The organism is Methanobacterium subterraneum (assembly GCF_002813695.1).
Taxonomy (GTDB): domain Archaea; phylum Methanobacteriota; class Methanobacteria; order Methanobacteriales; family Methanobacteriaceae; genus Methanobacterium; species Methanobacterium subterraneum.
In genome coordinates this window covers 978591-992835 of record NZ_CP017768.1, presented here as the reverse complement: position 1 = coordinate 992835, position 14245 = coordinate 978591, and the positions used below count along the sequence as shown (strand labels likewise).

Here is a 14245-nt window from a genome sequence, read left to right as displayed (position 1 = left end):
TATAAATTTATATATAATTTAAAGTTCATATTAAATTATAAGAGTTTAGGGAGGTTTTTTAATGAAAAAAGATGGAATACTAGTTTCAGGAATCATAGCAATTTTGATTTGTGTAGTAATGGCTTCAGGGTGTACCAACACACAAACTGGGAATAATACCGGCTCTGGAGAAAAAGTTATTGCTGAACTTAATCTTCCGAAGGACAACAGCAGCAGTGCTTCTTCTAGTTCAAATTACAATGTAACAATACCAGAAGGAGCAAAATCTGTTAAAATCAAATACCAAGGTTTGCAAGCAGCTACCACTAGTATTGGGGGGACAGATGTGAGCAGTATGGCAACTCTCGGTGTTTTCGCTTTAAACATGGTGCCAACTGAAGGTCAAAGCTATGCTGATTTTTCAGGTAACGTTGTTTCTAGTAAATCTGTAGATGTTGGTGGTGGCGAATCTGATGGTACAATAGAGTTCAATCAAACCGGAATTAAAGGAGTGTTTATTGCAGGAGTAAATGTTAAAGGAAAGTTAACAGTCTCTGCAATAACTTAATAATCAATGCTTAGTGGGGATGGACATCAGATTTCAGGAAATGAAGACTCAACAATGATTCCATAAAGTGGTTGTATAAAAACACTCCCCTGCGCCAGAGCACCAATTGCAGGTATAGTTCTAGCCGTCAGCATACTGGGCCCATTAATGGTCAGCCGTAAAAAAATAAGAGGAAAACTGTAAAACCTCTTTTCCACCATTTTTTTTTATTTTTACCTTACACAATAGATTGGAACATTCAAAATTTTATAGGATATATCAATTTTCAGATATAGTTCCATTATCTTATAATTAAATTAGTACTTTGAATTTGTCCTTGTCTACTTAATGGAATCTTAAGATCATCACTATATTCTTAAAAACATGTGAAATCTGTCACTAAAAATAAGATAAACCATTTCTATCTGTGATGTTAAGTTTTAACTGTTAAAAAAACCATAAATAATACACAGAAAGCGAATTCCATAATTTACCCCAAAAATGGAAATCCTCTCAAATGGCGGTCTAGCAATGGAAACAGACTATTATCACGATATCAAGATGCAGAAACTCTTCCATATCCTGGAAGAACCCAAATCACTGGATGGAATAGATCTATCCAAGGGATTCATACAGAACCTGCTACTTAAAATCATCAACACCTACGGGAATATAAAAGTACAGCAGATGCACGAAATCACCGGACTACACACTGACCTCCTGGAGGAATGCCTCAAACCAATGGAAAAACAGGACCTAATTGCTCCAACCGGTGGAGGGTTCCTCTTTGCCAGTGTGGACTACACCATCAAGAAACAGGGCCACCAGAAAGCAGTCCAGTTAATGGAGGAAAACCCCTACATTGGAATCGCCCCGGTAACCTACGATGATTACTTCAAGATCATGGAAGTCCAGCTCAAAGGACGCTACCCCCTCCACATACCAAAAGAGGTGGTGGAACGGGCCTTCCACGACGTGGTGGGGATGAAACATCCTAAAAAGGTTTTAAATGAAGCTGCAATTGGGGGAAAAGGATTCTTCATCTACGGACCACCCGGAACTGGTAAAACCTTCCTCACCAGTAAGATGTCGGAACTATTACCACCCATCATCATACCCCGATACATCGAGTTCAGTGGGAACATAATACAACTACTGGACCCGGACTTCCACCACCTGCGGGAAGAACAACCTGGAGACCCCCGATGGGTTAAGATCTACGCACCATTCGTATTCACAGGCTCCGAGCTCAGTACCGAGAAGATGGAAACACTATACAACCCTAACAAGGGAGTCTATGAAACCTCCCCCATCATCAAAGCCAACGGAGGAGTACTATTACTGGACGACCTGGGACGGCAGAAGGAAGACCCCAACGTACTCCTGAACCGGATGATCGTACCCTTAGAAAATAAGAAGGATGTGATCTACGTTAAAGGAGCACCAGTCATCGTGCACACCCACTTCATACCCGCACTCTCCACCAACCTGGAGATCACCATCATTGATGAAGCCCACCTGAGACGGGCACCCTTACACGTGTACTTGGAGGTACCTAGCTCTGATGAGATCGTGGAGGTGTTCCAGCGAAACCTGGACATTTTAAAGGAGGACTATGATCCGGAGGTTCTGGAAAGGTTCCGGAAGGTTTACATACCTCAAATGCAGGGAGGGGAAAGCCTGAAACCCACCTTCGCCCATGCCCGAGACATAGCCCAGATAGCCCAGGCCATACGCATCCGGAGGGGGGAGGAGAGGATGACGGTGGAGATCCTGGAGGAAGCCCTGAACCAGCACATACTGGTATCCATGCAACGCAAGTACACCCCCGAACTCTTTGAAAGAATCATAACCCAGGGAAGCAAGCCACATCAATAAAAGTAATCCCCCATGAAAAAAGGGAGGAAGTAAATCCTTATCCCTATCATATATCCATCACCAACACCAGAATAGATCATACCACTAAAAAGTAGATTATCACGATCATAAAGCCAGTAAAAAATGAATATTGCCCATCCAAGACCATATGGTGGGTTATAATAATTTTAAGGACTGATATTTCCATAATTGTTCTTGGGGAAAATCTTTTTAAGCGGTTCTTAACAATATAAAAGAGGTTAAAATCACTACACTAAGAGGATGATTATATATGACATGCAACATTTTAGTAGGCGGAGGCTGGGGAGACGAGGGTAAAGGTAAATGTATCACCTACCTCTGCTACCAGGACAAACCGGAAATCATTGCCCGGGCCGGAGTAGGGCCCAACGCAGGCCATTCGGTGGAGTTTAACGGAGAAAAATATGGACTGCGGATGATTCCATCCGGATTTGTCCACACCGGAGCAAGACTCCTCATAGGTGCCGGTGTACTGGTGGACCCAACAGTCTTCCACCACGAACTGGACTACCTCAACAAGTACCAGGTTAAAAACAGAACATTCGCTGATTACCGCTGTGCCATAATCGAAGAAGAACACAAAGAACAGGACAAAGGCTCAGACCACCTGTACAAAAAGATCGGAAGTACCGGAACTGGCTGCGGACCAGCCAACCGTGACCGGGCACTACGAACCATTAAACTGGCAGGGGATGTGGAAGCCATGGAAGGATACACTGCCGACGTGCCACTGGAAGTGAACACCGCTTTGGATGAGGGACGTGACGTGTTCATAGAAGGATCCCAGGGTTTCGGATTATCCCTGTACTACGGAACATACCCCTTCGTAACCAGTAAGGACACCACTGCATCCAGTGCCGCCGCTGATATTGGTGTAGGACCCACTCGTATTGATGATGTAATTGTAGTTTTCAAATCCTACATCACCCGTGTAGGGGAAGGACCATTCCCTTCAGAAATGAAACAGGACGAAGCCGAAAAAATGGGACTGGAAGAATACGGAACAGTCACCGGACGAAGAAGGAGAGTAGGACTCTTCGACATGGATCTGGCCCGTGAATCCTGTATGATAAACGGAGCCACCCAGATAGCACTAACCTGCGTGGACCGAATATACCCCTCCTGTGAAAGGGTAACTGAATACTCCGGCCTATCTGGTGAGATAAAACGTTTCATTGAAGAAATAGAAAACGAAACCAAAGTACCAGTAACCATAATCAGTACCGGACCAGACCTGACTGATACTATCGACCTCAGGGACGAGTTAATGTAAGTTTGGGGTTGAAAAAACCCTAATATTTTACATATTTAGAGCATTAAAACATTTCACATATTGGGGGGATTAAAACCCCTTACAAATATCTAAACTGGGTAAATCAAACCCCAATCCAATAATTTTTCAATAAACTTTCCTATTTTTTACCATCATTACTATAACGGTTTAGGTTTACTTAAGGACACATAAAAGAAAGGGGACATAAAATAATCCCTGGGGGTGGATTAATAGATGCTGGAGATAACTGTCCATAAAATAAGGGGACACTGCCCGGTCTATAAAGAAGGGGACCGTCTTGTTTTTAAAGATCCAGAAATTGATCTGGAGGAGACCGATGCCCTGTGCACCCATGCATTGTCAACTATTTTACATTACACCACTATTTTAGAACACCACTGGATACCCCTTGAACTGGGACTCACCCGGGAAGGGGATGAGGAACACGCCTACCTGCAGTGTGTGGATCCCGGGAAACCCTACACCAATGGTGGCACCGTAATATTCCAGTGCCGGAAACTGGAGGAACCATGAAAATGCTGGTGGAACCATGAAAATCTACCTTCTAATCTCGGGTAAGTACGGTAGCCGGGTGGTGAATAACCTGGCAGAGCACGGAATGGCCAGTAACATTGTGGGGATGGAAGAATATCCTGAAGATCTACCTCATTTTATTGATGATTTTTCCCATTACATACCCCACAGTTTACCTGATGCTGATCTCATCCTGGCCGTGGGTCTATCCGGGGACATAAACATGGTAGTCCCGGAAGTAGCCCGGAAAACCGGTGCAAAATCAGCCATAATACCCATCTACAGCCCGGAGCAAATGCCCCCTGGGCTGCAGCAGGAAATCACAGAATCCGCCCCAGATGTGAGGATAGTTTTCCCCAAACCATTCTGCTCCCTGGAACCAATCGGAGATGCACCCATAGATGAGTTTGCCAGCCGCTTCGGTAAACCAGTCCTCTATATCAAGTCAGATAATTTCATTAAAAAGGTGAAAGTACTAAGGGGTGCTCCCTGTGGTTCCACAGATTACATTGCCAAGGGACTGTGGAGCATGCCCGCAGAAGAAGCAGAACTCAACGCCACCCAGAAACTCCACAACTACCCCTGCAATGCCAGCACCGACACTGACCCGGCAGTGGGTGACACCAGCATGCACCTGGCCAGCTACCAGATCAAAGAAGCCGTAAAAAGGGGACTGGGCTTTGCAGTCAAATCAGCAGTGGTGGACGATGAAATCTGTGACACCGCAAAGTGCCAGGAAGAATGCCTGAAAACCTGCCCCCAGGTACGAATAGGGCTGGAAACCATCACCATCAGTAATGAGGAAAAGGCGATAATTGACCCTGCTACCTGTGGATACTGTGAAATATGTGTTAAAGAATGCCCCCAAAATGCCATTGAAATACAAAATGGAAGGTTTGAACTGGAAGGATGACTATGCCTTTAATAGGGGGGCACATACCAAAATTATGATGCCACGGATTACCCACTCAAACTGTTCGTAACAAATATGATATGGATTCAAATGTAAATTCAAGCAAGTTAAAGGAAATAATCTAATAATTTCAAAGGTGATACAATATGGATGATAAAGAAAAAGTGATCAAAGCTTTCAAGGACTCTGAAGAACCTTTAAACGCCACTAAAGTCAGCCAGATATCTGGTGTGGAGAAAAAAGAAGTGGACAAGATCATGAAAGAACTTAAAAAAGATGAAACTATCATATCTCCAAAAAGGTGTTACTGGGCCTTGAAGGAATAAAAATAACCTTATTTTTTGACAAAAAATCCTCATCTTTTTTGTCTTTTCAAAACCAGTGCACAGTTAATAGTTTTTTTATGGGTTAGTGTATTATTTTTGTAAAAATTAATTATAAGATCCCCCTGGTAATTATTGTGAAATCATAATAAAAAACAGTAAATTTTTAATATTTTGAAACTTAAATAATCACATGGAACCAATTTCTTTATCATTCCTGGAAGGAATAACAAAAGAACAGATTGATATTCTTCCTCATGCCACTGAGAGGGATGAAATACATAAAGAATTGCTATATAATTGTATTATTGAAGATGATCTAGTTGGCATCTTAAAGCAAAGGAAAGATATGTATCGGATTTATTATAAACATCCTATAAGAGGTGAAAAATATGATCTTGTAATAGTTATAGATGTTAAAATATCTTCAACCATAATTATAAAAGTGGTCACGGCATATATTCAAACAGTTAAAAGAAGGGTGCGTTAAAATGAAAGCTAAATATTTTGAACTTGTCAAAAAATATGACGCCCAATCAGACATCTTGTATATGCACAAAGATATGGAATATAAATATAGAGAGTCTGTAGAAATGGGTGATAAATTTATTCTTGACTTTGATTCAAATCATAAACCAGTTGCACTTGAAATCTTAGATGCATCAACATTTTTCAACGTAAATAAATTATCCCTAAAACGAAATTTTGAAATGAAAATGCACGTGCAAATTGAGAAAGATCGTATTTATTTAAAAGGGTTATTCAAGTTTTTTGTTCATAATAAAAAATGTCCATCTGCATTTGCTCAAGATACTGCAAATGATATTGATGCACCACTATTGGCAACAAGCTTTGAGATGGCAACAGCTTAGATAATTTTTCTGAGTTTTATTTTTCCCATTTATTAAACAAAGTAAATAGTTTTGTATAAAAATATTTTTAGTTCCTAAACTTTTTTTTCTATTGAAAAATAATTTTCACTTGTCCGGGGGGTTTGTATTTTTATTTCTAAAAATACCTTTTAGGAGAATAATAATGATTTTAAAAGCGTTAATTTAATTATATGCTTAATATCTTTATTTAGGGATAAAAATGAAGCATCACTTAAATTACAGTAAAGAAACCCAAACTATATCTTGTTTATGGAGTAATATCAACTAATTTATTAAGGACTTTTTATTAAGGACTAATTATCGTTAAGTGTTCTTTTAACTAAATTGAGTTTTTTAATAATATGGGCAGAGATGAGTACTATGAAACTTTACATCATAAGTTCCGGGAAGTATGGCAGTCGCATTGTCAACAGTCTGGCAGAAATGGGATTGGCCAGTAGCATGGTAGGTTTAGAGGAGATTCCAGAGGATCTACCCGAGTTCATAGACGATTTTGCGCAGTACGTACCCAAATCCATTCCCACTGCGGATCTCATCCTGGCAGTGGGACTCTATGGGGATATTAACATGATCGTACCCATCATCGCCCGGAAAAGCGGTGCTAAATCCGTGATCATACCCATCCACGACCCGACACAAGTACCACCTGGCCTGCAACGGGAGATAGAAGAATCTGCCCCTGAAGTTAAAATCGTATTCCCCAAACCATTCTGTTCCCTGGAACCGGTGGGCGACACCTTCATTGACAAATTCGCCCGGGAGTTCGGCAAACCCAAAATGGAAATAGATGCAGATGGTCTTATTAAGAAGGTGAAGGTACTCCGAACTGCTCCCTGTGGCAGCACCCACTACATAGCCCAGCACATTGAGGGCATACCCATTGAGGAAGCAGAACTGGAAGCAGGGAATAAATTGCATAATTATCCCTGTAACGCCAGTATGACCACTGACCAGGTGGTGGGAGACACCATACTCCACCTGGCCGGGTACCAGACCAAGGAAGCAGTGAAAAGGGCACTGGGTTTTGCCACCAGATCAGCAGTGGTGGACCATGAAACCTGTGAAGCAGACGAGTGCCAGCACGAATGCATCAAACACTGCCCACAGGTACAGATCGGCCTGGATACCGTAACCTTAAATGAGAATGAACAGGCAGTGATTGACCCGGCCAGCTGCGGATGCTGTGAGATCTGCATCCAGGAATGTCCCTACGGATCCATAGAAATGGAAGAAAGGAAATTCACCCTGGAGTGATTCAACCGGGAATAATTGTAAATCCCTGTATTAATATTAACTCAACCTGAAATCAAACTTGAATTCAAAATTATTATAAAAAATAAACCATCAAATAATTAATAACCATAGTAAAAACATTTTAACATTTCCTTACCGGAGCGATAATAAAATGCAGGGTAAAGTAATTTTCATTGGAGCAGGACCCGGAGACCCGGAACTACTCACCATCAAAGCCGCCAAAGCAATTGAAAAAGCAGACACCATAATCTACGCCGGGTCACTGGTAAACCCGGAGGTCCTATCAGGAGCCAAACCTGAAGCTGTGATCTACAACAGTGCCGAGCTGAACCTGGATGAAATTGTGGAGATAATGGGGAAATCTGTAGGTGAGGGTAAACTGGTGGCCCGGGTGCACACCGGAGACCCGGCTATCTACGGGGCCATAGCCGAACAGATACAGTACCTTAAGGCCCGGAACATCAACTACGAGATCATACCTGGTGTGAGTTCCCTGTTTGCCTCGGCAGCGGCACTGGAAGCAGAGTTAACCCTACCTGAAGTTTCCCAGACAGTGATCATCACCCGTCCCTCTGGCAGGACACCTAAACCAGAACGGGAGGCCATCTTCCGCCTGGCAGAACACCAGGCCACCATGTGCATATTCCTGGGAGTGCACATGATCAGTAAAGTGGTGGCTGAGCTTCTGACCTTTTACGATCCCCTGACCCCGGTGGCAGTGGTTCAGAAGGCCAGCTGGGATGATCAAAAAATTGTGAGGGGCACCCTGGATGATATTGTGGACCAGGTCCAGGAGGCAGGTATCACCAAGACCGCACTTATCGTGGTGGGAGATGTGCTTGGTACTGATAAGGTGACTCCATCCAAGCTCTATGATGCACACTTCACGCATGAGTACCGGAAGGGTGAAGGAGAATAACCACATCATTACCCCTCCTCATTAAAACAATCCTTCCTCGTGATAAAGGTGGGTAAAATTTTATAGAAATTTAGGCTTTGTAGAAACCCTTTTTTTAGTTGATTTGTGTTGATCTGTAGATGTTGTATATTGTGTTTTTGAGTTTGGTTTCTTTGTTTGATAGTTGTGTGCTTCTGCTGTGGTTTGTACCATCGAATTTTCTTTTTATTACTGAAAATATGCTTTCTATATTGTTTCTGTTTATGTATATTTTGTGTCGGAATATTGTTGGGCTTTTTAGTCTGTATTGTCCTTTTTTTGCTCTTTTTTTGAGGGGTATTTGGTCAAATGCTTTGAGTTCTTAATTTATGCATTTTCTTATTGGTTCTGTGTCATATGCTTTGTCTGCTACTATGTAATGTGGTTTATACTTTTTGATTTGTCTTAATGCGGGTTTTGCAAATTGTGTGTCGTATTTTGGTCCACTTGATGTTTGATAATATAAAATAAAGCGTGTTTTTACGTCTATTGTTAAGTGGTTTTTTATGTAGCTTTTTCTTTCTTTTTGCCGTATTTTTGCATAATACTTGTCTGCATAATCATTAGTAAAACCAGAGCCGTCTAATGCTATTATATCTGCTTTAATATCGTTTAATGTTAATATTAATTGGTTAATTTCTCTAATTTGTTTTGAAGGTAGTCTTTTAAAAAATTTTTGGATCGTTGTAAAGTGTGGAACCTTTTTTATTCTCAAATATTTCTTAATTATGTCTGATACATCAATAAAATCAATTATTTCACGATATGTTGATTTTGTGTAAATTTTCATTGCCAATATTGTGAATAAAGCATGTTGTGAATATAAATGGTTTGAAAAAGCATTAGAATACTTGCTTATCGCTATTTTAACATAATAATATGTCCTTTCAATGAATTTCACCAACTTATTTTCTTTTAATTCACTATTCTTGTTTAAAAATCTTTCTAAACATTGAATATTAGAATTTTTAAAATTAAAATCCAAAAGATTTAATTGCTTTGAACCCCCACAATAAACAGGGGAATAATAGATTTCGCTAATCATAATAATATTATTCCCCTTTCTCATTATAAATACTTTAGCAACCTGTTTTAAAAATATGTAAGTGTAATTTCAAGTGAAAATAGGAAAAACTAAACCTAAAACTAACAAATTTATTTTATTACAAAAAAAACCAAAAAAACCTCAATTTCAAATAAAAAAACATGGTTTCTACAAAGCCGAAATTTATATATCCTGATTTTATTTTCTGGTTTTCCACAATCCTATTATTTTTTTAAAATTCTATAATGGATAATAACCCCCTCCATTTTTCATTGGTTAGTGGGGGTTTATGAACCCTTATTTTCATTGTTTGGTATAGTGATAATATTTGGTTTCTAAAAGTGCATTATTATTTTACTTTGAATGATTTTTTAACTATTTTTGAATCGATAAATTTAATATGGAGGAAGTATATACTTCCTCCTGGTGTTTACATGAAATCTCCGTTGATCTGTGACCAAAGAGACTCCAAGTGGAAATTGTTGGGTGAAATACTTAAAATTTTCGGTTCCCGTAGAGTAAAGCAGGAAATAGCTAAACACGGCATTAAACCCGCTGATAAAGCTGGAATTATGTTTAGAGTTATGTTTACTAGTATGTTTTTTTCTGTGGATGTTTCATATGTGTTAAGGGAGCTTAATGAGAGAGAAGAACTTAGGAAATTTGTTGGTGTGGAAGATGTGCCTGATGTTGACAGTTTTTATCGTTTTATGTCAAGGTTTTCAGAAAATCAGTTTGTAAAACTGGTTAATGGTGTTTTGAACACTCAAAATCCTAGTAAAAGGCGAAGAAAGACCACTATTTTGGTGGATAGTACTGATTTGCAGGTGGATATAAATTGGAATCGGAAAAAAAGATCTAAAAAATCTTTGGAAGATGAAGAGTTTAAATGGGGTTGCAGTTCTTCTAAGGGATTTTATATTGGATATAAACTCACAATAGCTTTAGAATACCCTAAAATGAAGCCATTAGCCTTTATTATTCACCAGGGATCTCCAAATGATGCTCCAATCTTCACAGAAATCATGGAACAACTGAAAAATAGACGTTTAATACTGAAAGGAGATACTTTTATCTTTGATAAAGGATATTACAGTAAGGATAATTATATTAATGGTATTTTAGGTTATAATATTGTTCCAATTATTTTCCCCAAATATTATTTCAAACTAAACAAGATATTAGATAGTTTAAGCTATCCATTGGATTGTTTTAATAAAAATACTAGCAAATATAAGAATAAAAGTTTTTACAAACGATTAGTGCGTGATTTTAAACGAAAAATCACCAATTGGAAGAGATTAAAACCTATACGGGGCATGATCGAAGACTGGAATAAATTAACAAAAGAAGCTTTTTCTATGAAGAAAATACACAGATTTACCTACAGATCAGTAGTAAAATACGTTTCTCTAAATGTACTTTTAGCAGGCATCATCACACTACTCGGTTATAACTCTAAAAAAGCCATACAATGCCTCTCCGAATGGTGAAAAATGGAGGGGGTTAACCAATAAAATCAGTAATATTAATAATTAATCTTAGTTTATTATGTGGGAATTAATTGGGGTATTGATCATGACTGGAAAAAATGCAATCAAACTTTTTGAGGATAATAAAATTAGGACTTTTTGGGATGAAAACGAAGAAGAATGGTTCTTTTCGATTATTGATGTTATAGAAGTTTTAACAGGTAGTAAAAACCCCCGAAGATATTGGAGTGATTTGAAAAATAAAATGAAATCTGAAGAGGGTAGTGAACTGTACGAAAATATCGTACAGTTGAAAATGCCTGCTGCTGATGGAAAAATGCGATTAACTGACGTAGCCAGCACAAAACAATTATTAAGGTTAATTCAATCCATACCTTCACCTAAGGCTGAACCTTTTAAATTATGGTTAGCTGAAGTAGGTAAAGAAAGGCTGGATGAAATAGCTGACCCCGAACTAACAATAGAAAGGGCTATAAAGACTTATAAAGCTAAAGGTTATTCGGATGATTGGATTAATCAGCGGTTAAAATCAGTTGAGATAAGAAAAGAATTAACTGATGAATGGCAGAGGTGTGATGTAAGCGAAGGCATTGAATATGCAATTTTAACTAACGAAATCACCAACGCATGGTCTGGTATGGATACTAAACAATATAAGAAATTTAAAGGATTGAAAAAGGAGAACCTCAGAGATAATATGAGTAATCTTGAATTAATTCTTACTATGCTGGGTGAGGCATCCACCACAGAGATATCTAAAAATGTTAATCCCTAAGGACTTGAAGAAAGTAAAGATATGCTAAACGCGGGGGAAAAGTTGCAGGAGAAGCCAGAAAGAACATAGAAAAGGAATCTGGGCGGCCAGTTATAACCAGGCGTAATGCTAGAACTCCAGAGCTTTTAGATGATCACAGTTAAAGAACCGGTATTTTCCCCTCCATATTTTACTGGCAGGGATGAAATGAACTTAAAGAATTATGTTTTACTATGAAACTTGAGAAAATTGACCATAGATGTGGACTAATTTCATTAGTTTCAAATCTTTTTAGAATGATATTTTCAATAAATAGGGCGATTTGAATAATGTAATACTTCATTTAATCCTGTTAGGTTCACTTGAAGATTTAGTGTGCTCAAAGTAACTTGTGTACATAGGTACGCTTGAAGATTTAGTGTACTCAAGGGTACTAGATACCATCCAGGATACTCAAGCCGGTATCATGGTTTTTTATATTCCATTACCAGCATGGTAATATCATCGAACTGTTCCTGGTCTTTCACGAAACTGTCGATTCCTTCCAGGATACGGGAACACAGTTCTTCAAGCCCCGGATCTTGGTCCCGGTTTACTGCCTCCAGTAATCTACCCTCACCAAAGAGTTCCTCACCCTCATCAATGGCTTCGGTAACACCATCGGTGTAGAGGTAAACCCGGCTTCCAGGTTCCAGGTGAATCTCTTCCGGGTGGTACTGGGTGTTCTCCAGTCCTCCCAGTATGAATCCTGGTTTGGACTTCAGCCACTGGTAATCCCCACCACCTTGTTTCAGGAGGGGTGGGTTGTGGCCGGCGTTAACATAGGTGAACCTTCCGGTAGTGGTTTCCAGGATACCCATCCAGCTGGTTACAAACATGTTCTCATCATTACCCTCCACCAATTGGTTGTTAACTGTGGAGAAAACTTCCCCGGCATTTTTACCGAGCTGGGCCTGGTTTTTAATTAATGTCTTGGCAATCACCATGAACAAAGCTGCAGGCACACCCTTACCAGATACATCGGCGATCACCACTGCCAAGTGGTTATCATCCACCATGAAAAAGTCATAGAAATCCCCACCCACCTCCCGGGCCGGCAGGTTGGTGGCGTAGATGTCAAATCCATCCCTAACCCCTAAAGTACTGATCCGGGGTAACATATCCGCCTGGATTTTCCGGGCAACATTCAATTCGGTGTTAATTTTTTCCTTCTCCGAGGTGACTTTCTTCAAATTTTCCAGGTAGATCTCCAGGTCCTGGATCATGTTCTGGAAGGAATGGGCCAGGATCCCCACTTCAGTCTCATCAGCAGCATACTCCTGACACTTGGCAGTGATTAGGGCGCTGCTGGCAATACCCTCAGAATCACTGACATAATTATTGACAATATCAGATATGGACTCAATAGGGGTGGTTATGGTCCTTTCAATGTACCTTAAAAGTAGAATTGTGGATATATAAAAAATGGATAGGATTAATGTAACATGGAGGTAAACTGACTCCCAGAATTGTATTTCACCACCTTCTGGAAAGGGGATGGTGTAATAGTATATGATCCCGGTTACCATGGCGATGATAGCCCCGATGATGATGAAAACCAGGATTAACCTTTCGGTTAATGAAACCCTTATCTGGCTAGTTTTTTCCCCAATTTCCTTGGTCACTGGTTTTAGAACGTAGATTAAAGCCAGGGAATAGGTTATGGTCCCGGCAGCCATGGACCATATGCTGGGCCCGGTATACAGGGAGTAAATAATATTCTCAGTTCCCACCAGGAGTGCCACCACTGCCATTGCATCATATAAACCCCGGGGTAGGAAGGTTTTAGTGACAGTGCGGGGTTTGATCATGAGGATACCGTAATAGTTAGCCCCAATAACAAGTAAAGTACCGAACATTATGGAAAAATCAAAGTTATTCAGGGCGAATATTATGGTGGTTAAGGAGACCAGTTCGTAGAGTCCCAAGCCGTCCAGGAGGAAACCAAGGAAGCCGGCCATTACCACAGCATTTACAAACATTATCACCACGAATTTGGTTAAATTCTTCACAGTGTCCAGGCGGGGTGGGCTGATGGTCTTATCCTTATCCAGCAGGTACCATAGTTTGTAGGGAATGTAACCGTAGAGGAACTGGACAAAGAAGTACATGAGATAAATTTCCGGCGGATCACCGGAGAGTATATCTGCTCCCAGGTACCCCAGGGCTGATCCCAATGCACCCCATGGGCCAAAGAGTAAACCAAAAACAGGGGGTAATGCACTGGCTGGTCCCAGCTCAGAAATAGGTAAGACTGGGAATAAATAACTGAAAAATAAGTTAGTGAGGAAGATCAGGACACCGCAGATGGCCATTCTGCTGATTTTGTGCTTCAGGGTGGTGGTATTCATTTTAATCCTAA

General features: G+C 40.1%; 14 protein-coding genes. 12 read left to right on the top strand and 2 right to left on the bottom strand.

Annotated features, from left to right (window positions below):
- The first annotated feature begins 118 nt into the window (after positions 1-118).
- The 10 genes from BK009_RS04665 to cobM all read left to right on the top strand — a co-directional run bounded on the left by BK009_RS04665 (position 119) and on the right by cobM (position 8534).
- Complete coding sequence (locus tag BK009_RS04665) at positions 119-547, top strand: hypothetical protein (protein ID WP_157809421.1); 429 nt, start codon at positions 119-121, stop codon at positions 545-547.
- A gap of 510 nt (positions 548-1057) precedes the next feature.
- Positions 1058-2404: an ATP-binding protein gene (locus BK009_RS04660; RefSeq protein WP_100909163.1), complete on the top strand. Its 1347-nt coding sequence runs from the start codon at positions 1058-1060 to the stop codon at positions 2402-2404.
- 271 nt (positions 2405-2675) lie between these two features.
- Complete coding sequence (locus BK009_RS04655; RefSeq protein ID WP_100909162.1) at positions 2676-3698, top strand: adenylosuccinate synthetase; 1023 nt, start codon at positions 2676-2678, stop codon at positions 3696-3698.
- Positions 3699-3932: 234 nt separating this feature from the next.
- Positions 3933-4232 (top strand): TIGR04076 family protein, encoded by a 300-nt coding sequence (locus BK009_RS04650; RefSeq protein ID WP_100906076.1) that lies wholly within the window; start codon positions 3933-3935, stop codon positions 4230-4232.
- Positions 4233-4248: 16 nt separating this feature from the next.
- Complete coding sequence (locus BK009_RS04645; RefSeq protein WP_100909161.1) at positions 4249-5145, top strand: DUF166 domain-containing protein; 897 nt, start codon at positions 4249-4251, stop codon at positions 5143-5145.
- A gap of 146 nt (positions 5146-5291) precedes the next feature.
- Entirely contained in the window at positions 5292-5471 is a 180-nt protein-coding gene (locus BK009_RS04640) for a MarR family transcriptional regulator (RefSeq protein WP_100906078.1), read from the top strand.
- Between the two features lie 190 nt (positions 5472-5661).
- On the top strand, positions 5662-5958 hold the full coding sequence (locus BK009_RS04635) for a hypothetical protein (protein ID WP_100909160.1): 297 nt from the start codon (positions 5662-5664) through the stop codon (positions 5956-5958).
- A gap of 1 nt (position 5959) precedes the next feature.
- Complete coding sequence (locus BK009_RS04630) at positions 5960-6340, top strand: DUF2283 domain-containing protein (RefSeq protein WP_100909159.1); 381 nt, start codon at positions 5960-5962, stop codon at positions 6338-6340.
- 381 nt (positions 6341-6721) lie between these two features.
- Positions 6722-7615, top strand: coding sequence for a DUF166 domain-containing protein (locus BK009_RS04625; RefSeq protein WP_100909158.1), 894 nt, complete (start codon positions 6722-6724; stop codon positions 7613-7615).
- Positions 7616-7766: 151 nt separating this feature from the next.
- The gene (cobM, locus tag BK009_RS04620; protein WP_100906081.1) at positions 7767-8534 is read left to right on the top strand and encodes a precorrin-4 C(11)-methyltransferase; all 768 of its coding nucleotides are present in this window, start codon (positions 7767-7769) and stop codon (positions 8532-8534) included.
- Positions 8535-8874: 340 nt separating this feature from the next.
- Here cobM and BK009_RS12625 read toward each other — a convergent pair whose 3' ends face one another.
- Entirely contained in the window at positions 8875-9597 is a 723-nt protein-coding gene (locus BK009_RS12625; protein WP_236951035.1) for a transposase, read from the bottom strand.
- Positions 9598-10079: 482 nt separating this feature from the next.
- Between BK009_RS12625 and BK009_RS04610 the strand changes: the two genes are divergently transcribed.
- Both BK009_RS04610 and BK009_RS04605 read left to right on the top strand, forming a co-directional pair.
- Positions 10080-11090, top strand: coding sequence for a transposase (locus BK009_RS04610; protein WP_169923151.1), 1011 nt, complete (start codon positions 10080-10082; stop codon positions 11088-11090).
- An 85-nt stretch (positions 11091-11175) separates the two neighbouring features.
- Entirely contained in the window at positions 11176-11865 is a 690-nt protein-coding gene (locus tag BK009_RS04605; protein ID WP_236951034.1) for a BRO-N domain-containing protein, read from the top strand.
- A 443-nt stretch (positions 11866-12308) separates the two neighbouring features.
- Here the strand turns inward: BK009_RS04605 and BK009_RS04600 are convergent, their stop codons facing one another.
- Positions 12309-14234: a PP2C family protein-serine/threonine phosphatase gene (locus BK009_RS04600; RefSeq protein ID WP_100909157.1), complete on the bottom strand. Its 1926-nt coding sequence runs from the start codon at positions 14232-14234 to the stop codon at positions 12309-12311.
- Positions 14235-14245: the final 11 nt, after the last annotated feature.

What these genes read in the sequence shown, in the direction of transcription:
- BK009_RS04665 (WP_157809421.1), top strand. Translation starts at nt 119, where the DNA reads ATGGCTTCAGGGTGTACCAACACACAAACTGGGAATAATACCGGCTCT.
- BK009_RS04660 (WP_100909163.1), top strand. Translation starts at nt 1,058, where the DNA reads ATGGAAACAGACTATTATCACGATATCAAGATGCAGAAACTCTTCCAT.
- BK009_RS04655 (WP_100909162.1), top strand. Translation starts at nt 2,676, where the DNA reads ATGACATGCAACATTTTAGTAGGCGGAGGCTGGGGAGACGAGGGTAAA.
- BK009_RS04650 (WP_100906076.1), top strand. Translation starts at nt 3,933, where the DNA reads ATGCTGGAGATAACTGTCCATAAAATAAGGGGACACTGCCCGGTCTAT.
- BK009_RS04645 (WP_100909161.1), top strand. Translation starts at nt 4,249, where the DNA reads ATGAAAATCTACCTTCTAATCTCGGGTAAGTACGGTAGCCGGGTGGTG.
- BK009_RS04640 (WP_100906078.1), top strand. Translation starts at nt 5,292, where the DNA reads ATGGATGATAAAGAAAAAGTGATCAAAGCTTTCAAGGACTCTGAAGAA.
- BK009_RS04635 (WP_100909160.1), top strand. Translation starts at nt 5,662, where the DNA reads ATGGAACCAATTTCTTTATCATTCCTGGAAGGAATAACAAAAGAACAG.
- BK009_RS04630 (WP_100909159.1), top strand. Translation starts at nt 5,960, where the DNA reads ATGAAAGCTAAATATTTTGAACTTGTCAAAAAATATGACGCCCAATCA.
- BK009_RS04625 (WP_100909158.1), top strand. Translation starts at nt 6,722, where the DNA reads ATGAAACTTTACATCATAAGTTCCGGGAAGTATGGCAGTCGCATTGTC.
- cobM (WP_100906081.1), top strand. Translation starts at nt 7,767, where the DNA reads ATGCAGGGTAAAGTAATTTTCATTGGAGCAGGACCCGGAGACCCGGAA.
- BK009_RS12625 (WP_236951035.1), bottom strand. Translation starts at nt 9,597, where the DNA reads ATGATTAGCGAAATCTATTATTCCCCTGTTTATTGTGGGGGTTCAAAG.
- BK009_RS04605 (WP_236951034.1), top strand. Translation starts at nt 11,176, where the DNA reads ATGACTGGAAAAAATGCAATCAAACTTTTTGAGGATAATAAAATTAGG.
- BK009_RS04600 (WP_100909157.1), bottom strand. Translation starts at nt 14,234, where the DNA reads ATGAATACCACCACCCTGAAGCACAAAATCAGCAGAATGGCCATCTGC.